This is a genomic window from Clostridium sp. TJA032, from assembly GCF_058310275.1.
Genome location: NZ_JBZEFB010000001.1, coordinates 198,031 through 221,889 on the forward strand (window position 1 = coordinate 198,031; position 23,859 = coordinate 221,889).

Sequence of the window (23,859 nt, forward strand, 5' to 3'; positions counted from 1 at the left end):
TAGGAGAAATTTTATTTATGAGCGATATATATGAATTAAAGAAAGAGGATTTAGATAGTTGTGCAAAGCTTTTTGTAAAAACCTTTGGTGAAGAACCTTGGAAGGAGCCTTGGACTTTTGAAAGAGCAAAAAAAAGATTAGAGGATGTATTTCTTACTCCAGGTTTTAAGGGAGCTATTTTAAAAAATCAAGGAAAATTAGGAGGAGCTATTTTAGGAAATTTAGAACAATGGTTTGATGGAGAAAATTTTTGTATAAAAGAATTTTTTGTAGATTCTGATTCTCATGGAAAGGGAAATGGAAAAAAACTTTTAAATTTTTTAGAAGGGAAACTTGTAGAGGAAAATAATATAGGAACAATTCATTTTTGGACATTAAAAGGAAGTAGAGCTGAAAGTTTTTATAAAAAAGGTGGATATGAAATTCCAGAAGAACTAACAATTATGAGAAAAAATTTAAAAGAGTAGTTTAAAAGAAGATACTAGAAGGTTTTTAAAACTTTCTAGTATCTTTATTTTAATAATTTTCTTTACTTTTATTAAGATTAGACTGTAAAGGAACCATTTTTTTCTAAGGCCTTACTATCTTTATCATCTTTAATATCTGGGTCTATTAAGTCTTTGTTTTTATACTCATATATTATTCCTATAAGTTTTCCACTTATACAAACAGCTATTATTGAGAAGAAGATTTGTTTAAAATCTAAATAAACTAAAGACATAATTAGAACAATAGCATCTGTTAAAAGATATACATGTTGAACTTTAAGAGGAGTAAATTTATTTCCTAATAAAGCAATAACATCATCTCCACCAGAGGCACCACCACCACGCAATACTATACCAGCACCAACACCAACACCAACACCAGCTAAAATACTAGCAATTAGCATATGGTCTGAAAAGTTTGGTGTTAAGAAACCAATACTTTCCCAAATCTTATAGAAGATAGAGAAACAAAAAGTTGCAAATAGTGAGCAGGCTAAAAATTTCTTACCAAAAAATTTAGAGCCTATAGCAAATAAAGAAAGGTCAATTATTAAGTTTGTTATAGATGGAGATATGTTAAAAACGTTTTTAACTAAAAGTAATAAACCTAAAACTCCACCTTCTGTTACATTGTTTTGATAGTTGAAGTTATAACTACCAAAGGCTAAGATACTTGAACCTAATGCAATTAAAAACATGCTCTTCAAGATCTTCTTTTTCGATTCCAAAATATCACTCTCCTAAATTTAGAGTAATTAACTATAAAGAAAATAGCAGACTTATTTATAGGCCTACTATGTAGAATAAAATTATGAATTTTAAATTATATTTTATAGTAAATTACTTTCTATAAATATTATATTATTTGCATATAATAAGGGCAAATCACTTTAAATAAGTATTTTAAGTATTAAAGAGTTAATTCTTTAATATAAATAAATGGCCTTTACGGTCATCTTATTTCCTTTAAACTCTTCATTTTTACAAGCTTTTCCGAATTCTTAAAAATTTGTTGTTAATAGTAATAAAACTTACTATGAATAAAGAGTTAATAGATATAAATTTATTTTTATTTGAAATACTATAATTGATAAGAAATTTTATTAATTTAAAGTTTAAATTAATAAATCTAAAGAAAGGAAGTTTTCTTATGAAAGTAATTGTTAGAAAAGAATTAGAAAAAGATTATAAAAATGTGCAGGTTTTAGTAGAGGAAGCTTTTAAAGATGCTGAGTATAGCGACCATATGGAACATATTTTAGTAAGTAAACTTAGAGAAGGAGAAAACTTTATAGAAGGATTATCTTTAGTAGCTGAAAGAGAAGGGGAAATAGTTGGTCACATACTATTAACTAAAGCTAATATAGAAAATGAAAATGAAAAATATGAAACTCTTGCTTTAGCACCAGTTTCAGTATTGCCTAAATATCAAGGCGTTGGAATTGGAAGAGAGCTTGTAAGAGAAGGAATGAAAATAGCTAAGGAACTTGGTTACAATTCTATAGTTGTTTTAGGACATGATACTTATTATCCTAAGTTAGGATTTAAAAAAGCTTGTGATTTTGGTTTGAAAGCACCTTTTGAAGTTCCAGAAGAAAAGTTTATGGCTATAGAGTTAGAAGAAGATGCCTTAAAAAATATAAGTGGTGTTGTAAGGTATGCTAATGAATTTTTAGAATATAAAAAATAAAATAATTAAAAAGGAGCTTAATTAATAAGCTCCTTTTTAAAACTTTACTTTTAAATATTCTTTACAAATTTTTATAGATATTGTATGAAAAATAGCTCTAGTGTAAAATAATGTTATAGTGTAAAGTTTTGTTTTAAGATTTAATTATATTTTAAACTTTAGAGAGTTTTACATTAAATAGATTTTTAGAAAAGAGGATTGGTTATGAGTAATGTAAATGAAAATAAAGAGGCTAGAAATGAAGTTATTAAGGAGTCTTCTAAATCTATTGCAGAGGAAATGAGAAAACTACAAGAAAAAGAAGATGAGGAAAATAGAGAGGAAGCTTTAAAAGAAACATCAGAAAAATTAGCTGAATATATGAGAAAATTAGAAAAATAATTACATATAAGCCTATAGAAATAATTATTTCTAGGGCTTTTTTATTTTAATAATATTAATTTTATTAAGGGAATTTAAGGGCTTAAATTATAATTTTTGAAATAAATATATTTATTTCAAAAAGAAAGAAATCAGATTAATAGCTATAAATATATATTTATTATTAAAAAGATAAAATTACTTTTAAAAACTTTGGAATTATGGATAAAAATAACTATTTTATTAAAAAACTATTGCTTTAGTGTTAATTTAGAATTATAATGTAAACGTATTAAGATATTGGTTTATATATGTATAGATTTAGTTATATAATTTATTTTTAGTCTTCCTGTGCGGTTAAAAGGGAGGACTATTTTTTTATTTCTTAAAATTTAGGGGGAGTATTTTATGGATAATATAGAGAAGATAAGAAAAATATTTTCTAATTATAATATAGGAATAAATGGGGAAGAAGATATGAAAAGATGTTCTGTTCTTGTTCCAATTTTAAAAGTAAATGGAGAAGAATGCATACTTTTTGAAATAAGAAATAACAATTTAAATAGCAATCCTGGAGAGATTTGCTTTCCTGGTGGAGCTATAGAAAATAATGAAACACCTAAGGAAGCTGCTTTTAGAGAATGTTTTGAGGAGGTTGGATTAGGAAAAGCTAATTTTGATATTATAACGCAATTAGATTATTATATTTCTCCAAATAATATATTAATCTATCCTTTTTTAGCTGTTCAAAAGGAAAGTCCTTTTAATATAAAGGAGTTTATTAAGATAAATAAAAGTGAGGTTTATGATGTATTAATAATCCCTTTAAGTTATTTCTTAAACTATAAGACAGAGGTAACTTATAATAAGATTTTAAATATTCCTAGAGAGGATTTTCCTTTTAATAATATATTAGGAGGAAAAGACTATAAATTTAAAGAGGGAAAATATAGAGTTATTTTTTATAAGTATAAAAATTATGTGATATGGGGAATAACTGCAAGAATATTAGAGAATTTTTTAAGAGAGTATAGAAAATATAATAAATAGGAAAATATTTTTAGAATTTTATTTATATCTTTAAAAATAAAAAAGACAAATACTTAAAAGTATTTGTCCTTTTTAATCACATTCAATAATACGTAAATAACACAAAAGTGCATTAAAAATGAAAAAAATAATTATTTTATCGATGACAGTTAAGAAAAGAGGGTTTCACCGATAAAACCTTTACATTGATTATAATATAATATTTTTAAAAATGCAAGAAAATGTTTTCAGAAATAGAATAATTTTAATTATTATAAAATTAAAGGGCTTTTTAACTTTTTAATTTAAAGTGATTTAAGTTTTATTGACAAGCTTTTTTAAAAAGAGTATATTTAAAATAACACAATGTGGTGTTTAAAGAGCAAGGAAGCTCCATAGGAAATCCCTATGGAGCTTTTTATTTTTTTATTTTTTACTTTTTATAATCTTTTATAAAGAGTAAAAATATTTAAAATTACACTATCATAGATTAAGAAGAAGAGGGGAGTTAAGATGAAAAGGTTTAAAATTAAGACAGAGATACTTTTTGGAGAAGGAGCCTTAGATTACTTAAAAGAATTTAAAAATAAAAAAGTATTTATAGTTACAGATCCCTTTATGGTAAAGTCAGGCACTATAAATAAATTAAAAGAAAATCTTAGTGAATCAGAAATTTTTGTTTTTAGTGAAATAGTTCCAGACCCACCTATTGAGTTAGTTGTAAATGGAATAGAAATGATAAAGACTTTTAATCCTAATGTGGTTATTGCTTTAGGTGGAGGGTCAGCTATAGATGCAACTAAGGCAATAATAGATTTTTCTAAAAAATTAATTAAGTTAAAGGATATTAAATTTATAGCTATACCAACAACTAGTGGAACTGGGTCAGAGGTAACATCTTTTTCAGTAATAACAGATAAAGAAAAAGGGGTTAAATATCCTTTAGTATCAGAGGATTTACTTCCAGATGTAGCAATATTAGACCCAGAACTTGTTAAGACAGTTCCAAATTTCATAACAGCAGATACAGGAATGGATGTACTTACTCATGCCTTAGAAGCATATGTTTCTAAAAATGCAACTGATTTTTCTGATGCTTTAGCAGAAAAAGCTGCAACTTTAGTATTTAAGTATTTATTAAAAGCTTATAATAATGGAGAAGATTTAGAGGCAAGAGAAAAAATGCACAATGCTTCCTGTTTAGCAGGATTAGCCTTTAATGAAGCTTCTTTAGGATTAAATCATGGTATTGCTCATGTTTTAGGAGGTAAGTTTCATGTTCCTCATGGAAGAACTAACTCAATATTATTACCTTATATAGTAGAATATAATGCTAATATAACAAGCTATAATTCTAAGGAGTTTAGTAAAGCTGCTGAAAAGTATGCTAAAATAGCTAAAATGGTTGGATTACAAGGGTCAAATACTAGAGGATTAGTTAAAAATCTAATAAATGAGATTAAGAAGATGCAAAAAGACATGAATATGCCTAAAACTTTAGGAGAATGTAATGTTTCAAGAGAAGAGGTTAAGAATTTAGAAGAAGAAATTGCTAAATTAGCCTTAAAGGATGCTTGTACAGAAACTAATCCTAGAGAAGCAAGAGAAAAGGATATAATAGATATTTTAAATAAAATTATATAGTTAAAAGTTTATATTTACTTAAAGCTTCAAGGGAATTTTTTTAACCTTTGAAGCTTAATTTATTTATGTTAAAAGAGGGCTTTAATAAATAGTTAAATTTTTATCAATAAAATTATTAATATGACAAAAGGAGGTGAAAAATATGTAAATATGTTGACAATTGTCTTTTGAAATTTTATAATAAAAATATCACAAAGGTGTGATTAAGTTTTAGGCAATGTAGCTTCTTAAAGGTATTTCATTTACTTAAAGATAGGAATGAAACTTTAAGGAGCTTTTTTATTAAATAAGTATGAAAAGGATTTAATAAAAAGTAGATTTTTAGGTGGGAAAGTAAGGTGAGAAGTATATGGGAGAAGAAACAAAGCAGAGGATTATACAAGAATATGTACCAGGGAAACAGGTTACTCTTGCACATATAATAGCTAATCCAAATGATGACATATATAAAAAATTAGGGCTAATAGTTGACAGTAAAGATGCTATAGGGATATTAACTATAACACCTAGTGAAGCTTCTATTATAGCTGCAGATGTAGCAACAAAGGCTTCAGGGGTTTCCTTAGGATTTATAGATAGATTTAGTGGCTCTTTAGTAGTAACTGGAGATGTAAGTTCTGTAGAATCAGCATTAAATGAAGTTTTAGATGTATTAAGTAATATTTTAAATTTCTCATCAACTAAAATCACAAGGACGTAGAAATATGGGAAGAGTAATATTTATGGGTAAGACAGGCTGTGGAAAAACAACCCTTTGTCAAGCCTTAAACAATTTAGAAATAAAATATAAAAAAACTCAAGCTATAGAACTTTATGATAATGCTATAGATACTCCAGGAGAATATATGGAAAATAGAGGATACTACACAGCTTTAATAGTTACCGCAGCAGATGCTGATATTATAGCTTTAGTATATGATTGCACCTCTGAAGAAGGATATATTGCACCAGGCTTTGCAAGTATTTTTTGCAAAGAAGTTATAGGTATTATTACAAAGATAAACTTAGCTAAGGATGAAGCTGAAATAGATTTAGCTAGGGAGAAGCTAAAATTAGCAGGAGTTAGCAAAATCTTTGAAGTTGATACAGTAGACAACATAGGTGTAGAAGAGTTATTTAACTACTTAAACGAATTTTAATTTTGAGGTGAACTGTTAATGAAAAGAACTATAGTAATAGTCGATGATGAGCCTATTACAAGGATGGATACAAGAGAGATTTTAGAGGCTAATGGATACGATGTTGTAGGAGAGGCTTCTGATGGTTTTGAAGCAATTGAGGTTTGTAAAACTCACAATCCTAGCTTAGTTTTAATGGATATAGACATGCCTCTATTAGATGGAATAAAAGCTAGTAAGGTATTGACTAAGGAAAAGTTAGTTGGGGGCATAATATTATTAACAGCCTTTGAAGATAAAAAATATATTGAAATGGCTAAAGAGGTAGGTGCCTTTGGATATATAATAAAGCCTGTAAATGAGAAGGTATTTATTCCTACTGTAGAGATGTGCTTATCAAAGGCAGAGGAATTTGATGAACTTAAAAAAGATTTTGATAAGATAAATAACAAATTAAATGATAGAAAGTTAATAGAGAAGGCAAAGGGAATACTTGTTAAGCAATTAAATTCTAATGAAAATGAAGCTTACAATAAAATAAGAAAGTTAAGCATGGATAGAAGAACTACCATGGCTGAAATTGCAAAAATAATTATTGTTGGCTATGAGGGATAATATGCTTGATGAATTATGTAAAGAATATACTCTTTTAGATGAAGAGGAAATAAGTGCAATAAGAGAAGTTTCAAAATCTTTACAGATTATGGCTGACTTTTATGAAAGTGATGCTTTTATAGATGTTTTAGATAAAGAAGGGAACTTTGCTATTGTTGTAGAACACGCTATTCCAGAGGATAAGCCTTCCTTATATAAAGAAAAAGTTGTGGGTAAAAAAGCCCTAAAGGAAAATGAACCAGGAGTTATAGAAACTTTAAAAAATGGAACTGTTAACAAGGACATAAAAGCATTAACTCAAGAAAATAAATTTGTTAAGCAGAAGATACATCCAATTTTTAAGGGAGAAAAAGTTGTAGGTGTTGTAATAGTAGAGCAAGATATTAGTTATGAACTTGAAAGTGATTTTAAAATTGATATAAGCTCTGCTAAAAAGAGTTCTGAATCTAAAGATTTTTTAAGTCTTTTAAGAGAGGGAACTTTAATAACTAATAATCTTCACGATGGAATACTTGTTTTTGATAAGAGAGGAAAATTAGTTATAAAAAATACTAAAGCAGAAAATATTTATAAAAGCTTAGGATATGATAGCATAGAATGTGGAGATGATTTTAATAAATTGTCCTTAGATAATTCAAGGTTTTGTGATTTTTCTAAAATCATAAAGGATAAGGATGAGTTTAAACAGGTTAAAGAAGTACAAGTTAAAAATTCTTACTTTGAATTAAGCAGAACCTTTATAGATAAGGAAAACTTAAGCATTATAGAGATAATAAAGGATATAAGTGAGGTTAAGCATAAGGAAGCAGAGATAGTTTTAAAGTCTGTAGCCTTAAGAGAAGCTCACCATAGAGTTAAAAATAGTTTGCAAACAGCAGCCTCTTTACTTAGAAGCCAAAGTAGAAGATGTAAAAATGAAGAGGTTAAGGAATACTTGCAAGAGAGTGTAAATAGAATTTTAGCAATTGCAACTACTCATGATTTATTATCTAAATCCCAAGGAAATAATGTTGAAGTTAAAGAAGCTCTTGAAGTTCTTGCAGAAAATATTAAAAAAAGTTTTTATGGTTTAAATATAAATATTTATATAACAGGAAGCAACTTTTATATAAATGGAGAAAAATTAACAGGTCTTTTATTAATTATGAATGAACTTATTCAAAATTGTTTTGACCATGCTTTTAAAAATAAAGAAGAAGGAACAATACAAATCCTTATACAAAGTAATGGAGAAGATAAGGTTATAGCTATTGTAGATGATGGTTGTGGTTTTGATTTAGGTATAATTAATAATAATAACTTAGGTCTTTTTATAGTGAAAAGCTATATAAGAGATCAACTAAAAGGAAATATGAGTATAAACTCTAATAAAGATGGAACTAAGGTATTATTAAATTTTAAAATTGAAGAGGAAGAATTTAAATAACTATAAACTGCGAAGTAGTGGTTTGAATTGAGCAATGAGGCTTAAGGTTATAGAAAATAAATTTAGATTTTAAATCTATTTATTTCTGTAGCTTTAAGCCTTTTTAGTTCTTTAAAATAATAATTTTAGTTAAGGTTTAATTAAAATATTATAACTTAGTATGAAAAATACTATCATAAATAAATATTAAGGAGGTGAAAGGATGAGAGAGGAACTTTTAAGTGTTGGAATAGATATAGGCACAAGTACAACTCAACTTATATTTTCAAAATTAATAGTTGAAAATGAAGCATCAGCTTTTACCGTTCCAAGAATAAGTATTGTAGATAAGGATATTATCTACAGAAGTGATGTTTACTTTACACCACTTATTTCAAATACTGAAATAGATGGAAAGAAAATAAAAGAAATTATTGAAAAAGAATATGAAAAGGCTGGAATAAATAAGGAAGATATTAAAACAGGCGCTGTAATAATAACAGGAGAAACTGCAAGGAAGGAAAATGCAAATGATGTTTTGCAAAGTTTAAGTGGATTTGCAGGGGATTTTGTTGTGGCAACAGCAGGACCTGATTTAGAGAGCATAATAGCTGGAAAAGGGGCAGGAGCTCATATTTATTCTAAAGAACATTCAACTAGTGTTGTAAATATTGACATTGGTGGAGGAACAAGTAACCTTGCACTTTTTGTAAGAGGTGAGGTTAAGGAAACAGGATGTTTAGATGTAGGTGGAAGGCTTATAAAGATTAATAAAGCTACAAAAGAAATAAATTATATTTCACCTAAAATAGAAAGAATAATAAAAGAAAATAATTTTAATTTAGAAGTTGGCAAAATAGCAACTTTAGAAAATATTAAACCTATAGTAGATATGATGGTTTCTTGGCTTGAAGAAAGTGTTGGTTTAAAGGCTAAAGATAAATACTTTGATTACATAGTAACTAATAAGAGTATAGCTTTAGAAAATGAAATAAAATGCATATCTTTCTCAGGAGGAGTTGCAGATTATATATACAAGGAAGAAGAAATAGAAGATTATTTTAAATATGGAGATATTGGAATAATTTTAGGGGAAGCTATAAAAAATTCAGATTTATGTAAAAAGCTTAAGGTTGTTAAATCAATTGAAACTATAAGAGCAACTGTAGTTGGAGCAGGTTCTCACACTACAGAGATAAGTGGAAGCACCATAACATATACTGAAGATAGTTTTCCTATAAAGAACTTACCTATATTAAAGCTTAGTATAGATGAGGAAAGTAATGGAGCTTATGAACTTGAGAAGGCTCTAAAGAAAAAAATAGAATGGTTTAAGTTAGAAAATGATTTTCAAAAAATAGCAATAGCAATTAATGGAAAGAAAAATCCATCCTTTAAGGATATACAAGAATATGCAAAGGGCCTTGTAGAAGGCATGAGAGATTTAATAGAAAAGAATGGAGAGTTAATTGTAGTTGTAGAAAATGATATGGCAAAAGTTTTAGGACAAGCAATATATTCCCTACTTGATTTTAAAAAGGAAATCATATGTATTGATGGAATTAAGGTTGAAAATGGTGATTATATAGACCTTGGTGCTCCTATTGCAGAGGGGAAGGTATTACCTGTTGTTATAAAAACATTAGTTTTTAACTAATTGGAAGGAGGATAAAAAATGATTTTAAAAACAAAATTATTTGGCAGAGTTTATGATTTCAAATCTTTAAATGAGGTTATGGCTAAGGCAAATGAAGAGAAATCAGGAGATAAATTAGCAGGTTTAGCAGCAGAATCTTCAGAGGAAAGAGTAGCTGCAAAGGTTGTTTTATCTAATATAACTTTAGAGGATTTAAGAAATAATCCAGCAGTTCCTTATGAAATAGATGAGGTAACTAGAATAATTCAAGATGATGTAAATGAAAAAATATATGATGAAATAAAACATTGGACAGTATCAGAATTTAGAGAGTGGATTTTAGATGAAAATACAACAGGTGCTGATATTAGTAGAATTTCAAGAGGATTAACTTCTGAAATGGTAGCAGCTGTAGCAAAATTAATGTCTAATATGGACTTAATATATGGTGCAAGAAAGATAAAGGTAACAGCACATTGTAATACTACTATAGGAGAGAAGGGAACTTTATCTGCAAGACTTCAACCAAACCATCCAACAGATGACCCAGATGGAATAATGGCTTCTTTATTAGAAGGATTAACTTTTGGAGTTGGAGATGCTGTTTTAGGATTAAATCCTGTTGATGACTCTGTTGAAAGTGTTACTAAGGTATTAAAAAGATTTGATGAAATAAAGAGAAAATTTAAAATACCAACTCAAACTTGTGTATTAGCCCATGTAACAACTCAAATGGAAGCTATAAGACAAGGAGCACCAACAGATTTAATATTCCAATCAATAGCAGGTTCTGAAAAAGGAAACGAAGCTTTTGGATTTAATGCTGCAACTATAGAAGAAGCAAGACAATTAGCTCTAAAACAAGGAACAGCTACAGGACCAAATGTAATGTATTTTGAAACAGGACAAGGTTCAGAACTTTCCTCAGATGCTCACCATGGAGTTGACCAAGTAACTATGGAAGCTAGATGTTATGGTTTTGCTAAAAGGTTCCAACCATTTTTAGTTAATACTGTTGTTGGATTTATAGGACCTGAATACTTATATGATTCAAAACAAGTTATAAGAGCAGGACTTGAGGACCACTTTATGGGTAAATTAACAGGAATACCAATGGGATGTGATGCTTGTTATACAAACCATATGAAAGCAGACCAAGATGATATAGAAAACTTAGCTGTATTATTAACAACAGCAGGATGTAACTATTTTATGGGAATTCCACATGGTGATGATGTAATGCTTAATTACCAAACTACAGGATACCATGAAACAGCAGCTTTAAGAGAAATGTTTGGATTAACAGCTATTAAAGAATTCCAAGACTGGTTAGTTAAGATGGGATTTGTAGATGAAAATGGAAAACTTACTAAAAAAGCAGGAGATGCATCTGTACTTTTAAGATAGGAGGGAGAAGAGAGTTATGAACGAAAAAGATTTAAAACTAATGGTTGAGCAATTAGTTAGCCAAATGGTTGGACAAGTTGATATGCAATCAGTTGAAAAAGTAGTTAAGGAAGTTTCTAAAAGTCAATCTCAAGGAGAAAATAGTGATGAATTTATCCCAGATATTACAGAGATAGATTTAAAGAAACAACTTTTAGTTGATGACCCAGTAGATAGAGAAGCTTACTTAGAGATGAAAGCTAAAACACCAGCTAGATTAGGTGCTGGAAGAGCAGGAGCAAGGTATAAAACTATATCTGCTTTAAGAATGAGAGCAGACCATGCAGCAGCTCAAGACTCAGTATTCTCAGATGTTTCTGAGGAGTTTATAAAGAAAAATAATTTTATAGCAGTTAAAACAATGTGTAATGATAAGGATGAATATGTAACTCGTCCAGACCTTGGAAGAAAATTCTCAAAGGAAACTTTAGAGTTTATAAAAGAGAAGTGTGATAAAAATCCTAAGGTTCAAATAATGGTTGGAGATGGTTTAAGTTCCGCTGCTATAGAGGCAAATGTAGAAGATATTCTTCCTTCTATAGAACAAGGATTAAAAATGTATGGTTTAAATGTTGGACCTATATTATTTGTTAAATATTGTAGAGTTCCAGCTATGGATGCTGTAGGAGAAGCTACAGGAGCAGATGTTGTTTGCTTATTAGTTGGAGAAAGACCAGGACTTGTAACAGCAGAATCAATGTCAGCTTATATAGCTTATAAGCCAAAGGTTGGAATGCCAGAAGCTAAAAGAACAGTTATATCAAACATTCATAAGGGTGGAACAACTGCTGTTGAGGCAGGAGCTCATATTGCAGAACTTATAAAAACAATGTTAGATAAAAAAGCTTCAGGAATAGATCTTAAATAATAAGTTTGGAGGGAATTAAGCATGAAAAATGATTTAATACGTCCTAATGTTTTAAGCGTTAAGATAATATCAAATGTTAGCCCTGAGATGGCTAAAAAGTTAGAATTAGAACCTCATCATAAGAGTTTAGGTTTAATCACAGCAGATTGTGACGATGTAACTTATACTGCTTTAGATGAAGCTACAAAGGCAGCAGAGGTAGATGTAGTTTATGCAAGATCTATGTATGCAGGAGCTTTAAATGCTTCAACAAAATTAGCAGGAGAAATAATTGGTATCTTAGCAGGACCAAGCCCTGCTGAAGTTAGAAGTGGATTAAATGCTACTTTAGATTTTATAGATAGTGGAGTTGGTTTTATAAGTGCAAATGATGATGATTCTATTTGTTACTATGCTCAATGTGTATCAAGAACAGGTTCCTATCTTTCAAAAACAGCAGGTATAAGAGAGGGTGAAGCCCTAGCTTATTTAGTAGCTCCTCCATTAGAAGCAATGTATGCTTTAGATGCAGCATTAAAGGCTGCAGATGTTGAGATGTGTGAATTTTTTGCACCACCAACAGAAACAAACTTTGCAGGAGCCCTACTTACAGGTTCTCAATCAGCATGTAAAGCAGCTTGTGATGCCTTTGCAGAGGCTGTTCAATCTGTAGCTAGTAATCCTTTAGGATTCTAATAGAGTAAGATATGGGAAAAGCTTTAGGACTACTAGAATTTATAGGGTATGTTCCAGCTATATGTGCTGCAGATACTGCTTTAAAAGCTGCAAGTGTTAACTTGATTAAAATAGAGAAGGTTACAGGAGGAATTGTAACTGTAGAGCTTATGGGAGAGGTAGATGCTGTACAAGCTGCAGTTGAATCTGCTGAAAATTATGCAAAAAGAGTAGGAAGTTTAAGAAGTGCTCATGTTATTCCAAGACTTGATGAGGAAGTTCAAAATCTTTTAGTTAATAAAATAAATGAGCATAAAGAAGATATAGATGACGAAATTGAAGAACTTTTTGAAGAAATTGAAGAAGTTAAAGAAAACATAAGAGAAGAAATAAAAGAGGATTTAGAGGAAACTAAGGAAGAAAGAGAGCCTGTAGTTTATTTAGAAGAAAAGCAGGAAGAGATAGTAGAGGAAGTTATAGATAATAAAACTAAAGAAGAAAACTTAGAGGAAGAAGAGAAGATAGATGAAATTTCTTTAGAAATTTCTAAGGATAGTGAAAGACCTAAGGAAAGAAATATAGATATCTCAAAGATGAGTGTTAAAGAGTTGAGAAAGAAAATTAAAGCTTTAAACCTTAACATAACTTCTAATAAGCTTAAGTCTCTAAAGAAAAAAGATTTAGTAGATATATTACTAAAATACAATGAAGAAGGTGAAAATTAATGGAATTTTTAGATAAAGACTTGGTTTCAATTCAAGAAACTAGGGGACTTATAAGAAAGGCTAAAGAAGCTCAAGTAAAGTTATCTCGTATGAGCCAACAGGATATAGATAGAATTGTTAAGGCTATATCTGATGCAGCTTATGAAAATTCTGAAAGACTTGCTAAGATGGCTAAGGATGAAACTGGTTTTGGTAAATGGGAAGATAAGGTTTTAAAAAATGTTTTTGCTGCTAAAACAGTATATGAATCTATAAAGGATATAAAAACTGTAGGTATAGTAGAAGAAAATCATGAAAAGAGAGCCTTTAAGGTTATGGTTCCTGTAGGTGTTGTAGCAGGACTTATACCATCAACAAATCCAACTTCTACTGCAATATATAAAGCTATGATTTCTATAAAGGCTAGAAATGCGATTGTTTTATCACCACATCCTAGTGCAAAGAAATGTATTATAGAAACTGCAAAAATAATAGCTAAGGCAGCAGAGAGAGCTGGTTGTCCTGAAGGTGCTATAGGATGTATTACAGTACCTTCTATTGAGGGAACTAATGAACTTATGAAAAACAAGGATACTTCCTTAATACTAGCAACAGGTGGAGAAGCTATGGTTAGAGCAGCTTATTCTTCAGGAACTCCAGCTATAGGGGTTGGACCTGGAAATGGACCTGCTTTTATTGATAAAAGTGCAGATGTTAAATTGGCAGTTAAGAGAATCTTAGATTCTAAAACTTTTGATAATGGTACAATCTGTGCTTCAGAACAATCTGTAATAGTTGAAAAGGCTATGGAAGAAGAAGTTATTAGAGAACTAAAGGAACAAGGAGCTTATTTCTTAACTAAGGAACAAGCAGAGCAATTATCTAAGTTTGTAATGAGAGCAAATGGAACTATGAACCCACAAATAGTTGGTAAAAATCCTCAAGAAATAGCTACTTTAGCTGGTTTAGAGGGAATACCTTCTTGGGCAAGAGTTTTAGTTCCAAGAGAGTGTCATGTAGGACATAAATATCCATTCTCAAGAGAAAAGTTAACAACTATTTTAACTTTCTATGTAGAAGAGAATGTAGAGGATGTTTTAAATAAATGTAAGGAAATCTTACTAAATGAAGGTGCAGGACATACCTTCTGTATTCATGCAAATAATGAGGACCTTGTAAAACGCTTTGCACTAGAGATACCAGTATCTAGAATAGTTGTAAATTCACCAGGAGCTTTAGGTGGTATTGGAGCTACAATAAACTTAGTACCAGCTTTAACTTTAGGTTGTGGTGCTGTTGGAGGAAGTTCTACATCACATAATATAGGACCTTTAGATTTAATGAATACAAGAAATGTTGCCTATGGAGTTAGAGAACTTGAAGATATTAAGGATTTAGCTAAGGAAGCTATGCAAGAAGAAAAATGTTCTTTTGACTTAGGTAATAAAGAAGAGCTAATAAATTTATTAGTTAAAAAGATTATTGAAGAACTTAAATAAAGTTAAGTCTTAAGTAAAGAGAGTTTTGTTTATAAAATTTTCATTACATAATGAAAAATTTTTATGTAAATAATTTAAAGATTAATTAAAGAGTAAATATTAAAAATAATTATAAGATATTTTGAGGAGGAATTTATTATGGCAAACGCAAACGCATTAGGAATGATTGAAACTAGAGGATTAGTAGGAGCAATAGAAGCTGCTGACGCAATGGTTAAGGCTGCAAATGTTCAATTAGTTGGAAAAGAGCAAGTTGGTGGAGGATTAGTAACTGTTATGGTTAGAGGAGATGTAGGTGCTGTTAAGGCTGCTACTGATGCTGGAGCTGCAGCTGCTGAAAGAGTTGGAGATTTAATATCTGTACATGTAATACCAAGACCACATTTTGAAGTGGATGCTATATTACCAAAGGCACCAAAAGCTGAATAATAAAGGTTGTAATTAGGGGTTGCATAAAAGTGTTTTATGCACTCCTTTTATACATCTAATAAGGGATGTGATAAGATGGCTGTTTTAACAGAAGGTGAGGTAAGAAAAAGGCTAAGTAGGGAAGATTTAAAAGCTTTAAAGGAATTTAGGGTTTTAAAGGGAGAGATAATAACTCCTTCTGCAAAATCTTATTTAGCTGAACATAATATAAATTTAGTTTATGTTAATCCAGAAGAAGAAAGATTAAAGAGAGAAACAGAGCCTAAAGAAATCGTAAAAGAGGTCTTTATAGAAAAAGATTACAAGTATGAAACTGTTTTTGGAGCTAAGTTAGATGAAAAACCAGAACATATGACTCAGCTAACAGGAAATCTTCTTGTATTTAAGGATCATAAAAGGATTAAACTTAGAGGAAAAATAGATTCCCTTGAAGCTAGAATTGTAGATACACAAATTCTTTGTGAAAAGCAAGGGATGCATAGCTTAGTTTTAGACCTTCAAGAAATATTAACTCTTATGGGAAAAATATTAAGATGTGAGGTTTTAGATGAGCCCCTAGGAAGCTTTACTCTTCAGGGAATGACAGAGAAGGAACTTAGAGAAAAATCACATTACCCTAAGAAATATTTTGGTATAGGACATGAAATGCCAACTTATGAAATGGGAGAGGTTGTATCTTCTTTAAACATCTTAAGAACCTTAACTAGAGAAACAGAGATTTCAGCTTATGAAGCTTTTAAAGGACAATATGGAGAAGTTGAAAGAGAAGATTTAATAAGAGCTTTAAATAGACTATCCTCAGCATATTGGATTATGATTTTTAAAGTTAGAACAGGAAAGTACGAAAAATAAAAGTACGAGAAATGGGAGGAAGCTATGGAGAATCTATTACAAGAGATTATAGACGAAGTAGTAAGAAGAGTTAAGGATGAGGCTTTTATAGAAGTTGAGGCTTCAGGAAGACATGTTCATTTAACTAGAGAGCATATAGATATTTTATTTGGAGAGGGATATGAACTAACTAAGGTTAAGGACTTATCACAGCCTGGTCAATATGCTTGTAAAGAGAGAGTTACTATATCAGGTCCTAGAGGAAGTATAGACAATGTTGTTGTCTTAGGTCCTCCAAGAAAAGAAACGCAAGTTGAGGTTTCTTTTACAGATGCCTTAGTTTTAGGAACTTTACCTCCAGTTAAGTTAAGTGGAGATTTAGAAGGTACTCCTGAAATAACAATTTCTACAAAAAGGGCTTCAATAGCCTTAAATAGAGGACTAATGGTAGCTAAAAGACACATACATATGTCTTTAGAAGATGCTAAAAAGTTTGGAGTTAAGGATAAGGACTGTGTAAAGGTTAAGGTTTTAGGAAAAAGACCTTTAATATTTGATGATGTAATAGTTAGAGTTAGCAAAGATTATAAAACCTATATGCATATAGATTATGATGAGGCAAATGCCTGTGGTTTTTCTAAAGGAACCTTTGCTTTAATTGTAGGAAAAGATGAAAAATAATAATTATTTTAAAAGCTCCTAAAGAAGGGAGGGTAAAGGAAAAGATGAATTATGAAAATTTAGTTGAGTTTTTAGTAGAGGAAATCTATAAAAGAATTCAAGAGGAAAATAAAAAGCAAATTCCTGTAAGAGAGAAAAAATCTCTAGTTATAGTAGGAGAGAGCAATGTTAGCTCTTATAAAAAAGCTTTAGGAGATTTTTCTGTTAAGTCTTTAACTTCAGAGTGTAAAGAGTGTGATGCTGTTTTAATAACCAAGCTTTGTTTAAGAGGACTTAGTAATATCTCTCAAGGAACTTGCACAACTAAGGAAGAAAGCTTTGTTTTAGAAATGCTTTTAAAGGGAAAGAAAGTTTACGTCCTTGAGGAAGGTATTCTATATAGAAGGTATAAAAATACAGCTCCTAAAGTTTTATATAATAAATATATTAAGTTTGAAGAGGAACTAATCTCTTATGGTGTAGAGATTGTAGAGGACTTAAAAGAGATTAGATTAGAAGAAAAAGAGGAAAAAACATATCTTAATGAGGAGATTAAATCTTTAGATTATGAGTCTTCTAATAGAGAAATGGACAAGACTAAAGAGGAATTATCTTTAGAGAATAAAAGTCTTGAAGAGGACTTTGTTTTAGACCTTTCAAAGAAGAAACTAATATCTGAAAGTGATTTAAGAAAGCCCCATATAAAAGGCATAAAGAGCCTTAAATTAGATAAGGGTGCTATAATTACTCCTTTGGCAAAGGACTATATACGCATAAATCATTTAGATGTTTTGCTTTCTTAAAATTTAAGGATATGGATGATTTTGCTTTTAATCATCCATATTTAAAAAGTAAAATTAAATTTTTAGTATAAATTTTAAAAGTTTAAAGAGACCTTCTTTTATCTTATACATGAAACTTTTAAATTTTTAGGTTTTAACTTTTAAAAGAGCAATTAATAGGATTAGGAGTGAATTATTATGGAAATAGGAAGAGTAGTAGGAAATGTTTGGGCAACTAGAAAAGATGAAAAACTAAATGGACAAAAGTTTTTAATAGTTAAGCTTTTAAAAAGTAAGGATGAGGAAAAGTCAGGCTTTTTTGTAGCTGTTGATAATGTAGGTGCTGGAGTTGGTGATAAGGTTCTTATAACTAAAGGTGGTGCTGCAAGACAATCCATTGGAAATAGAGAAGTTCCTATAGATGCTGCCATAGTAGGTATTATAGATTCTATAGATATTTTAGAGGACTAATATGAATAAGAGTATAGGTGCTTTAGAATTTAGAAGCATAAGTAAAGGAATTTATGTTTCAAATGAGGTTGTTAAAAAAGCTTTTGTTGAGGTATCTTACTTAAAGGCAATTTGTCCTGGGAAGTTTCTTTTAATTATTAATGGAGATGCGGGAGAAGTTAAGGAAGCTATAGATTTTGGCATAAAGCTTAGTGAGAAGTATTTAGTTGGAAGTTTTATAATAAATTCTATTCATGAAGACATAATAAAGGCTCTTAAGGGAATGTATTCTGAAAAAAATATAGATAATAAGGCAATTGGAGTAATGGAAACTACTAAGGTTTCTAGTGGACTATTAGCTCTTGATAAAACCTTAAAAAGTAGCCAGGTTTCCTTAGTTAAGCTTAATTTAGCCTTTGCAATTGGGGGAAAACTTGTTTATATAGTTTCAGGAGATTTAAGTAGTGTGGAAAATGGACTTAAAGAGGGAGAGGCTATTTTAGATAAAAAGGATATTGTCAACTCTTGTGTAATTCCTTTTGTTCATTATGAAATAGCAAAAAATTTAATAAGGTAAAGAAAAAATCCATATTTTCAAAATAGGGGGGAGTAGAAATGACTATAAATGAAGTTATTGTATATATTATGGTTGCTTGTATGGCCTTAGGAGCTATTGACAAATGTTTAGGAAATAAGTTTGGAATAGGAGCTCAGTTTGAAGAAGGTATTATGGCAATGGGTTCTCTAGCCTTAGCAATGGTTGGAGTTATTTGTTTAGCCCCAGTACTTGCAGATGTTTTAGGACCTATAGTAACACCAGTATTTAACTTTTTAGGAGCTGACCCTGCTATGTTTGCAGGCTCAATACTTGCAAATGATATGGGAGGAGCACCTCTTGCAGCTAGTTTAGCACAAGACCCACAAGCTGGTATGTTTAGTGGATTAATAATAGGTGCTATGATGGGAGCTACTATAGTTTTTACTATACCAGTTTCTTTAGGAATTATAGAAAAGAAAGATCATAGATTTTTAGCAACAGGTATTTTAGCAGGTATAATAACTATACCAATAGGAGCTTTTGTTGGAGGAGTTGTTGCAGGATTCCCACCACTTATGGTTCTTAAAAATTTAGTTCCTATTATAATCTTTGCAATTTTAATAGCTTTAGGACTAGCTTTTGCAGAAAAGGCTATGATAAAAGGATTTAACATTTTTGGTAAGATAGTTGTTATAATAATAACTTTAGCTTTAGCAGCAGCTATTATAGAAGCTTTAACAGGAATTGTTATAATACCTGGAATGGCACCGATATCAGAAGGTATTGAAATAGTTGGAAGTATTGCTATAGTTTTAGCAGGGGCTTTCCCATTAGTTTTCATTATAACTAAGGTATTTAAAAAGCCTTTAATGGGTCTTGGAAAATTATTAGGCATGAATGAAATTGCAGCAGCTGGTATGATAGCAAGTTTAGCTAACAATATACCAATGTTTGGAATGTTAAAGGATATGGATGATAGAGGTAAAATAATAAACGTTGCCTTTGCTGTATCTGCATCCTTCGTTTTAGGAGACCACTTAGGATTTACAGCAGGATTTAATTCAAAAATGATATTCCCTATGATAGTAGCTAAATTAGTAGGGGGAGTAACTGCTGTTATACTTGCAATGTTTATAGCTAAGAAAACTTTAGGTAAAATAGAGGAGGCTAAATAGTTATGGAAAACATAAGTAAAGATTTATTAGAAAAGCTAGTAAGACAAATAATAGAAGAAAAGTTATCAGGAAAGAATAGTGAGGATACTGTTGATTTTATAAGAAATAAGGATGAAAGTGGAGTTATTTCTGTAAAGCTTCCTACAGTTAAGGTAGATGAATCAAATAGATTAGATACAGGTAATTCTAAGGATGTTGTTTATACTAAGGATGTATTTACTTTAGAGGAAAGCAAAAGATTAGGTGCTGGAATAATGGAAATGAAGGAAACTACCTTTGATTGGACTTTAAATTATGATGAAATTGATTATGTAATAGAAGGTCATTTAGATATAATAGTAGATGGAAGAAAGGTATCAGCAGAGGCAGGAGAGATTATTTTAATACCTAAGGGTTCAAAAATAAAGTTTTCAGTTTCTGACTATGCTAGATTTATTTATATAACTTATCCAGCAGACTGGGCAAGTCAAGCTTAGTTTTTATGAAAAAATAGAGCCTAAATTTTAGGCTCTATTTTTATTAGGTTAGGTAAATATTAAGATTTTATTTGATGTAGAGTTTGGCGAATTATAAAGGGAGAAGTTTTTTTTGTATAATTTATGAAGAAGCAGATAAATTAGTACATTATCAAAAAACTCCCCTACTATGATATGTATATGCATAGAGAAAAGAAAATATTACTAAAATTTGTAAAAATATTTAGGGGAAAATTAAAGTGAAAAACAAAAAATACAATAGGTATAGAGAAAGTCTATATCCATTGTATTTTTTATACTTTAAATTTTCTTAAAGAAGAAAGCTTAAGGTTAGATTTAATGTATTTAAAATTTACAAAGGGCTAATTTATGAAGGCATCCTTTATCTCAGAATATTTCATTACATCCTTTGATAGAAAAAGATTAAAGTTTTCATAATCCTTAGGATTTATGTTTTCCCTAAAGGTCATAATTTTTAGATTGTGTTTTCTGCAACTTTTTCTATAAGAAGGATGAGTATATTCATATTCTTGAAGTTTAAAGCCTAGGTTTTTGTAAAAGTTTAGTCTTTTTATAGAAGTATTATCTATAGGAGGGTCTATTTCTAAAATTATATTTTTATTTATGCTACAAAACTTTTTTAAAACTCTAGAACCATAATTTTTTCCTCTTAGGGCTTTGTCTATGGCAAAATGCTCTATATATTTGTAAGAGCCCATATCCCAGTAAAGAAGTATGCCTATTAGTTTTTCTTCATCATATATAACATCAAAATGATACTTACTATCCTTTAAAGCTTCTTTTTGGTCTTTTTCACTTCTTCTTTCAAAGTCTGGAAAGCTACTTTTGTAAATTTCCATTGCTTTATTAAAGGAATTATCTTCTTTTGTTATTCTTTTTAGGTTCATTTTTAAATCCTCCTACTTTAAAAACATAAAGTTTTTAAGTGTTCCTATCTACACATTAATTATACTTCTTAAAGTATAGTTAAGATACTTCTCCTTTTGCTAAGATTTTAGTACTTATGTGTTTTTATAAGAAAAGCTTAGAAAAACTTATTATAACTTTAAGCCTTTTTTTATCTTATAAAAGATAGTATAATTTTTAGAATTTTATAATAAATAAATAATCTTTTATTTTTTTAGAAATTCATAGAAAATATTACAGGATTTTTATATAATTGAATAAGTGATTTTTAAGAGGTTTTTTAAGGAATACAGGGAAGAAATTTTATGTAAAAACTATATTTTTAAAGTTTACTATTTTTATTTTGATTTATTTAGTTTTTATAAAGAAGAAAGAGGGTGGCTTAATTATTCTTCTTTATGATAAATTAAATTAAGGGATTTTACTAACTAAAAGCTTAAGTTTATTATAAAATTTAATTATAAGAAGAAAATTTGAAAAATTATTTATAACTAAATAAGGTTTAAGAATTTATTTAAAGATATCTTTAGAGAGTAAAGAATTAATTGCTTAAAGGTTTTTTAGAATTTTATTTTAATTTCTAAATGGAGAAAATTTTAAAGAGTTTTGTATCTTAGGGAAGTGTTAATTTATGAAGAAGAGATTGTTATTCTTAAGTTCAATATTTTTAATAATTATTTCTATTTTAGCTATTGTTTTTACTTTTAATAAGGGAGATATAGGAGATAAAAAGAGGAAACTTACAGTAGGGTTTTATAATTATTATCCTTATTATTATATTGATAAAGAAAATAAAGAAGATGGATACTACAATGAGCTTTTAAAGCTTATAAGTGATGAGTTAAACAAGGGGTATAAGTATTTAGATTGTCATAATGCTAAGGAAGCCTTAGACAAGCTTAAAAAGGGTGAGGTTGACTTAGTTTTTGGTATAACCAAAACCAAGGAGAGAGAAGAAGAATTTGCTTTTACAGACCATTACATAAATAATGACAACTTTTCTGTTTATACTAATAAAAACATAAAGGTTGGAGATTTAGATTCTTTAAAGGGTCTTAAAATGGGATACATAGAAGGAGAGGCAAATAATAAATGGTTTTTTGAATTTTTAAAAAGTAAGGGAATAAATGTAACCTTAGTAAAGGTTAAAAGTTATGCTGAGGAAGAAAGGCTTTTATCTCATGGAAAGATAGATTTTATAGTTGAAAATACCCTAAGTGGTGTAACAAAAAGAGTACAGAATATAAGCAAGATTTTTGATTTTTCAACAGGTCCTGTTTATATTGTAAGTAATAAAAATAATGAGGAGTTAGTAGAGGAAGTTGATGATGTCTTAGTAGAGTTAGGGGAGAAAAAGAGAATTGATGTATATACTAAATATTTCAATAAATATGCTAATAAGTACAAGGAAGAAACTGTAATATTAATCGTAATACTAATTCTTTTTTCACTTTATATTTATAAGAAGAAAAAAGGTGAAATTTTAAAGCTTATATGTAGAAGAAAAATCAGAAATTATATGAAGAAAAATAACTATGTACTATATTATCAGCCTATTATAGACCCTAAAAAAGAGGAAGTAAAGGGTTTAGAGGCTCTAATAAGACTTAAAAAAGATGGTAAAGTATTAAGTCCTTATGTATTTTTAAAAGAGATTGAAGAAAATGATATGAGTTTAGAGGTTTCCCTATGGATTTTAAATAAAGTTATTTCAGATTATAAGATAATAAAAGAGTATGAAAACTTTAAGGGAAAGGATTTTTATATTTCTTTAAATGTATCTTTTAAAGAGATTCAAAATTCTAAGTTTTTAGAGGCTTTAAATAAGATTTCTATGGATAATAAAGAGGGAGATTTTAAAATATGTCTAGAGATTGTTGAGAAGTTTTGTATAGATAATATTTGTGAAATTAAAAAATCTATAGATAGCATAAAAACATGGGGCTTTTTAATTGCTATAGATGATTTTGGTGTTGAATATTCTAATTTAGACCTTTTAAACAAGATTAATTATGACATAATAAAGCTAGATAAATACTTTGCAGATAATTTAGATAAATCTCTTATAAGTGAGAAAACTATTAAGTTTGTGGCTGATATTTGTAGCCTTTATAAAAAGACCATAGTTTTTGAGGGCATTGAGGAAGAAAATCAAGTTAAGCTTATTAAAAATTATTCTTACCACAAGGTTTATATTCAAGGATATTTCTATTCAAAACCAGTAGATATTAGTTCTTTAAGGGCTTTTAAGATTAAGAAGGTTTAAAAGGGTTAGTAAAGTCTTTTTGAGGAAATGGAATAAGTAAATTTTATTTTTATGTTTTAGAAGATTAAGTTATTATAATGTTTTATTATTTTTATAAGAGGAAATATATTAATTTATTTTATATTTCCTCTTTTTTTATTTGTGAGTTAATTTTTTATGGTAACAAAAG

At 29.1% G+C, this 23,859-nt stretch carries 26 protein-coding genes; 24 read left to right on the plus strand and 2 right to left on the minus strand.

Annotated elements, in window-relative coordinates; translation table 11 throughout:
- Positions 1–17 precede the first annotated feature (17 nt).
- Entirely contained in the window at positions 18–467 is a 450-nt protein-coding gene (locus AC4FRL_RS00870; protein ID WP_491138084.1) for a GNAT family N-acetyltransferase, read from the plus strand.
- A gap of 77 nt (positions 468–544) precedes the next feature.
- Here AC4FRL_RS00870 and AC4FRL_RS00875 read toward each other — a convergent pair whose 3' ends face one another.
- Entirely contained in the window at positions 545–1,216 is a 672-nt protein-coding gene (locus tag AC4FRL_RS00875) for a YitT family protein (protein ID WP_491138085.1), read from the minus strand.
- A 422-nt stretch (positions 1,217–1,638) separates the two neighbouring features.
- On the opposite strand from AC4FRL_RS00875, the gene AC4FRL_RS00880 reads away from it, so the two are divergent.
- The 22 genes from AC4FRL_RS00880 (at position 1,639) to AC4FRL_RS00985 (ending at position 20,497) form a co-directional block, all read left to right on the plus strand.
- Positions 1,639–2,178 carry a GNAT family N-acetyltransferase gene (locus AC4FRL_RS00880; protein WP_491138086.1) on the plus strand — a complete coding sequence of 180 codons (540 nt, stop codon included), beginning with the start codon at positions 1,639–1,641 and terminating at the stop codon, positions 2,176–2,178.
- A gap of 204 nt (positions 2,179–2,382) precedes the next feature.
- On the plus strand, positions 2,383–2,559 hold the full coding sequence (locus AC4FRL_RS00885) for a hypothetical protein (protein WP_491138087.1): 177 nt from the start codon (positions 2,383–2,385) through the stop codon (positions 2,557–2,559).
- A gap of 387 nt (positions 2,560–2,946) precedes the next feature.
- Positions 2,947–3,588: an NUDIX hydrolase gene (locus AC4FRL_RS00890; RefSeq protein ID WP_491138088.1), complete on the plus strand. Its 642-nt coding sequence runs from the start codon at positions 2,947–2,949 to the stop codon at positions 3,586–3,588.
- Positions 3,589–4,080: 492 nt separating this feature from the next.
- Positions 4,081–5,211, plus strand: a complete 1,131-nt coding sequence (locus tag AC4FRL_RS00895; RefSeq protein WP_491138089.1) for a 1-propanol dehydrogenase PduQ — start codon at positions 4,081–4,083, stop codon at positions 5,209–5,211.
- Between the two features lie 349 nt (positions 5,212–5,560).
- The gene (locus tag AC4FRL_RS00900) at positions 5,561–5,911 is read left to right on the plus strand and encodes a BMC domain-containing protein (protein ID WP_491138091.1); all 351 of its coding nucleotides are present in this window, start codon (positions 5,561–5,563) and stop codon (positions 5,909–5,911) included.
- Between the two features lie 4 nt (positions 5,912–5,915).
- Positions 5,916–6,350, plus strand: coding sequence for a EutP/PduV family microcompartment system protein (locus AC4FRL_RS00905; protein WP_491138092.1), 435 nt, complete (start codon positions 5,916–5,918; stop codon positions 6,348–6,350).
- Between the two features lie 18 nt (positions 6,351–6,368).
- Entirely contained in the window at positions 6,369–6,944 is a 576-nt protein-coding gene (locus tag AC4FRL_RS00910; RefSeq protein ID WP_491138093.1) for an ANTAR domain-containing response regulator, read from the plus strand.
- Position 6,945: 1 nt separating this feature from the next.
- A complete protein-coding gene (locus AC4FRL_RS00915; protein WP_491138094.1) occupies positions 6,946–8,370 on the plus strand; it encodes a GAF domain-containing sensor histidine kinase in 1,425 nt (474 codons plus the stop codon).
- 202 nt (positions 8,371–8,572) lie between these two features.
- The gene (gene eutA / locus AC4FRL_RS00920) at positions 8,573–10,006 is read left to right on the plus strand and encodes an ethanolamine ammonia-lyase reactivating factor EutA (RefSeq protein ID WP_491138096.1); all 1,434 of its coding nucleotides are present in this window, start codon (positions 8,573–8,575) and stop codon (positions 10,004–10,006) included.
- A gap of 18 nt (positions 10,007–10,024) precedes the next feature.
- Positions 10,025–11,392: an ethanolamine ammonia-lyase subunit EutB gene (locus AC4FRL_RS00925; RefSeq protein ID WP_491138098.1), complete on the plus strand. Its 1,368-nt coding sequence runs from the start codon at positions 10,025–10,027 to the stop codon at positions 11,390–11,392.
- Between the two features lie 16 nt (positions 11,393–11,408).
- On the plus strand, positions 11,409–12,299 hold the full coding sequence (gene eutC, locus AC4FRL_RS00930) for an ethanolamine ammonia-lyase subunit EutC (protein ID WP_491138099.1): 891 nt from the start codon (positions 11,409–11,411) through the stop codon (positions 12,297–12,299).
- Between the two features lie 21 nt (positions 12,300–12,320).
- Positions 12,321–12,974 carry an ethanolamine utilization microcompartment protein EutL gene (gene eutL, locus AC4FRL_RS00935; protein WP_491138100.1) on the plus strand — a complete coding sequence of 218 codons (654 nt, stop codon included), beginning with the start codon at positions 12,321–12,323 and terminating at the stop codon, positions 12,972–12,974.
- An 11-nt stretch (positions 12,975–12,985) separates the two neighbouring features.
- On the plus strand, positions 12,986–13,678 hold the full coding sequence (locus tag AC4FRL_RS00940) for a BMC domain-containing protein (RefSeq protein ID WP_491138101.1): 693 nt from the start codon (positions 12,986–12,988) through the stop codon (positions 13,676–13,678).
- Positions 13,678–15,156, plus strand: a complete 1,479-nt coding sequence (locus tag AC4FRL_RS00945; RefSeq protein ID WP_491138102.1) for an acetaldehyde dehydrogenase (acetylating) — start codon at positions 13,678–13,680, stop codon at positions 15,154–15,156. The genes AC4FRL_RS00940 and AC4FRL_RS00945 overlap by 1 nt, the downstream gene beginning before the upstream one ends.
- A gap of 138 nt (positions 15,157–15,294) precedes the next feature.
- Positions 15,295–15,585 (plus strand): ethanolamine utilization microcompartment protein EutM, encoded by a 291-nt coding sequence (gene eutM / locus AC4FRL_RS00950; protein ID WP_003453976.1) that lies wholly within the window; start codon positions 15,295–15,297, stop codon positions 15,583–15,585.
- Positions 15,586–15,660: 75 nt separating this feature from the next.
- Entirely contained in the window at positions 15,661–16,437 is a 777-nt protein-coding gene (locus AC4FRL_RS00955; protein ID WP_491138103.1) for a cobalamin adenosyltransferase family protein, read from the plus strand.
- A gap of 24 nt (positions 16,438–16,461) precedes the next feature.
- Positions 16,462–17,097: an ethanolamine utilization phosphate acetyltransferase EutD gene (gene eutD / locus AC4FRL_RS00960; protein WP_491138104.1), complete on the plus strand. Its 636-nt coding sequence runs from the start codon at positions 16,462–16,464 to the stop codon at positions 17,095–17,097.
- A gap of 44 nt (positions 17,098–17,141) precedes the next feature.
- On the plus strand, positions 17,142–17,879 hold the full coding sequence (locus AC4FRL_RS00965; protein ID WP_491138106.1) for a TIGR02536 family ethanolamine utilization protein: 738 nt from the start codon (positions 17,142–17,144) through the stop codon (positions 17,877–17,879).
- 177 nt (positions 17,880–18,056) lie between these two features.
- Positions 18,057–18,329 (plus strand): EutN/CcmL family microcompartment protein, encoded by a 273-nt coding sequence (locus tag AC4FRL_RS00970; protein WP_491138108.1) that lies wholly within the window; start codon positions 18,057–18,059, stop codon positions 18,327–18,329.
- A gap of 1 nt (position 18,330) precedes the next feature.
- Positions 18,331–18,885, plus strand: a complete 555-nt coding sequence (locus AC4FRL_RS00975; RefSeq protein ID WP_491138110.1) for an ethanolamine utilization microcompartment shell protein — start codon at positions 18,331–18,333, stop codon at positions 18,883–18,885.
- A gap of 38 nt (positions 18,886–18,923) precedes the next feature.
- Positions 18,924–20,021 (plus strand): ethanolamine utilization protein EutH, encoded by a 1,098-nt coding sequence (eutH, locus tag AC4FRL_RS00980; RefSeq protein ID WP_491138112.1) that lies wholly within the window; start codon positions 18,924–18,926, stop codon positions 20,019–20,021.
- 2 nt (positions 20,022–20,023) lie between these two features.
- Positions 20,024–20,497, plus strand: a complete 474-nt coding sequence (locus AC4FRL_RS00985; protein WP_491138114.1) for a EutQ-related cupin domain-containing protein — start codon at positions 20,024–20,026, stop codon at positions 20,495–20,497.
- 362 nt (positions 20,498–20,859) lie between these two features.
- On the opposite strand, the gene AC4FRL_RS00990 is transcribed toward AC4FRL_RS00985, so the two are convergent.
- Entirely contained in the window at positions 20,860–21,405 is a 546-nt protein-coding gene (locus AC4FRL_RS00990; protein WP_491138116.1) for a GNAT family N-acetyltransferase, read from the minus strand.
- A gap of 650 nt (positions 21,406–22,055) precedes the next feature.
- Between AC4FRL_RS00990 and AC4FRL_RS00995 the strand changes: the two genes are divergently transcribed.
- Entirely contained in the window at positions 22,056–23,690 is a 1,635-nt protein-coding gene (locus tag AC4FRL_RS00995; RefSeq protein ID WP_491138117.1) for an EAL domain-containing protein, read from the plus strand.
- The last annotated feature ends 169 nt before the right edge of the window (positions 23,691–23,859 follow it).

What these genes read in the sequence shown, in the direction of transcription:
- AC4FRL_RS00885 (WP_491138087.1), top strand. Translation starts at nt 2,383, where the DNA reads ATGAGTAATGTAAATGAAAATAAAGAGGCTAGAAATGAAGTTATTAAG.
- eutA (WP_491138096.1), top strand. Translation starts at nt 8,573, where the DNA reads ATGAGAGAGGAACTTTTAAGTGTTGGAATAGATATAGGCACAAGTACA.
- AC4FRL_RS00870 (WP_491138084.1), top strand. Translation starts at nt 18, where the DNA reads ATGAGCGATATATATGAATTAAAGAAAGAGGATTTAGATAGTTGTGCA.
- AC4FRL_RS00995 (WP_491138117.1), top strand. Translation starts at nt 22,056, where the DNA reads ATGAAGAAGAGATTGTTATTCTTAAGTTCAATATTTTTAATAATTATT.
- AC4FRL_RS00905 (WP_491138092.1), top strand. Translation starts at nt 5,916, where the DNA reads ATGGGAAGAGTAATATTTATGGGTAAGACAGGCTGTGGAAAAACAACC.
- AC4FRL_RS00890 (WP_491138088.1), top strand. Translation starts at nt 2,947, where the DNA reads ATGGATAATATAGAGAAGATAAGAAAAATATTTTCTAATTATAATATA.
- eutM (WP_003453976.1), top strand. Translation starts at nt 15,295, where the DNA reads ATGGCAAACGCAAACGCATTAGGAATGATTGAAACTAGAGGATTAGTA.
- eutC (WP_491138099.1), top strand. Translation starts at nt 11,409, where the DNA reads ATGAACGAAAAAGATTTAAAACTAATGGTTGAGCAATTAGTTAGCCAA.
- AC4FRL_RS00880 (WP_491138086.1), top strand. Translation starts at nt 1,639, where the DNA reads ATGAAAGTAATTGTTAGAAAAGAATTAGAAAAAGATTATAAAAATGTG.
- AC4FRL_RS00955 (WP_491138103.1), top strand. Translation starts at nt 15,661, where the DNA reads ATGGCTGTTTTAACAGAAGGTGAGGTAAGAAAAAGGCTAAGTAGGGAA.
- AC4FRL_RS00945 (WP_491138102.1), top strand. Translation starts at nt 13,678, where the DNA reads ATGGAATTTTTAGATAAAGACTTGGTTTCAATTCAAGAAACTAGGGGA.
- AC4FRL_RS00940 (WP_491138101.1), top strand. Translation starts at nt 12,986, where the DNA reads ATGGGAAAAGCTTTAGGACTACTAGAATTTATAGGGTATGTTCCAGCT.
- AC4FRL_RS00900 (WP_491138091.1), top strand. Translation starts at nt 5,561, where the DNA reads ATGGGAGAAGAAACAAAGCAGAGGATTATACAAGAATATGTACCAGGG.
- eutH (WP_491138112.1), top strand. Translation starts at nt 18,924, where the DNA reads ATGACTATAAATGAAGTTATTGTATATATTATGGTTGCTTGTATGGCC.
- AC4FRL_RS00975 (WP_491138110.1), top strand. Translation starts at nt 18,331, where the DNA reads ATGAATAAGAGTATAGGTGCTTTAGAATTTAGAAGCATAAGTAAAGGA.
- AC4FRL_RS00925 (WP_491138098.1), top strand. Translation starts at nt 10,025, where the DNA reads ATGATTTTAAAAACAAAATTATTTGGCAGAGTTTATGATTTCAAATCT.
- AC4FRL_RS00915 (WP_491138094.1), top strand. Translation starts at nt 6,946, where the DNA reads ATGCTTGATGAATTATGTAAAGAATATACTCTTTTAGATGAAGAGGAA.
- AC4FRL_RS00910 (WP_491138093.1), top strand. Translation starts at nt 6,369, where the DNA reads ATGAAAAGAACTATAGTAATAGTCGATGATGAGCCTATTACAAGGATG.
- AC4FRL_RS00985 (WP_491138114.1), top strand. Translation starts at nt 20,024, where the DNA reads ATGGAAAACATAAGTAAAGATTTATTAGAAAAGCTAGTAAGACAAATA.
- AC4FRL_RS00990 (WP_491138116.1), bottom strand. Translation starts at nt 21,405, where the DNA reads ATGAACCTAAAAAGAATAACAAAAGAAGATAATTCCTTTAATAAAGCA.
- AC4FRL_RS00895 (WP_491138089.1), top strand. Translation starts at nt 4,081, where the DNA reads ATGAAAAGGTTTAAAATTAAGACAGAGATACTTTTTGGAGAAGGAGCC.
- eutD (WP_491138104.1), top strand. Translation starts at nt 16,462, where the DNA reads ATGGAGAATCTATTACAAGAGATTATAGACGAAGTAGTAAGAAGAGTT.
- AC4FRL_RS00965 (WP_491138106.1), top strand. Translation starts at nt 17,142, where the DNA reads ATGAATTATGAAAATTTAGTTGAGTTTTTAGTAGAGGAAATCTATAAA.
- eutL (WP_491138100.1), top strand. Translation starts at nt 12,321, where the DNA reads ATGAAAAATGATTTAATACGTCCTAATGTTTTAAGCGTTAAGATAATA.
- AC4FRL_RS00970 (WP_491138108.1), top strand. Translation starts at nt 18,057, where the DNA reads ATGGAAATAGGAAGAGTAGTAGGAAATGTTTGGGCAACTAGAAAAGAT.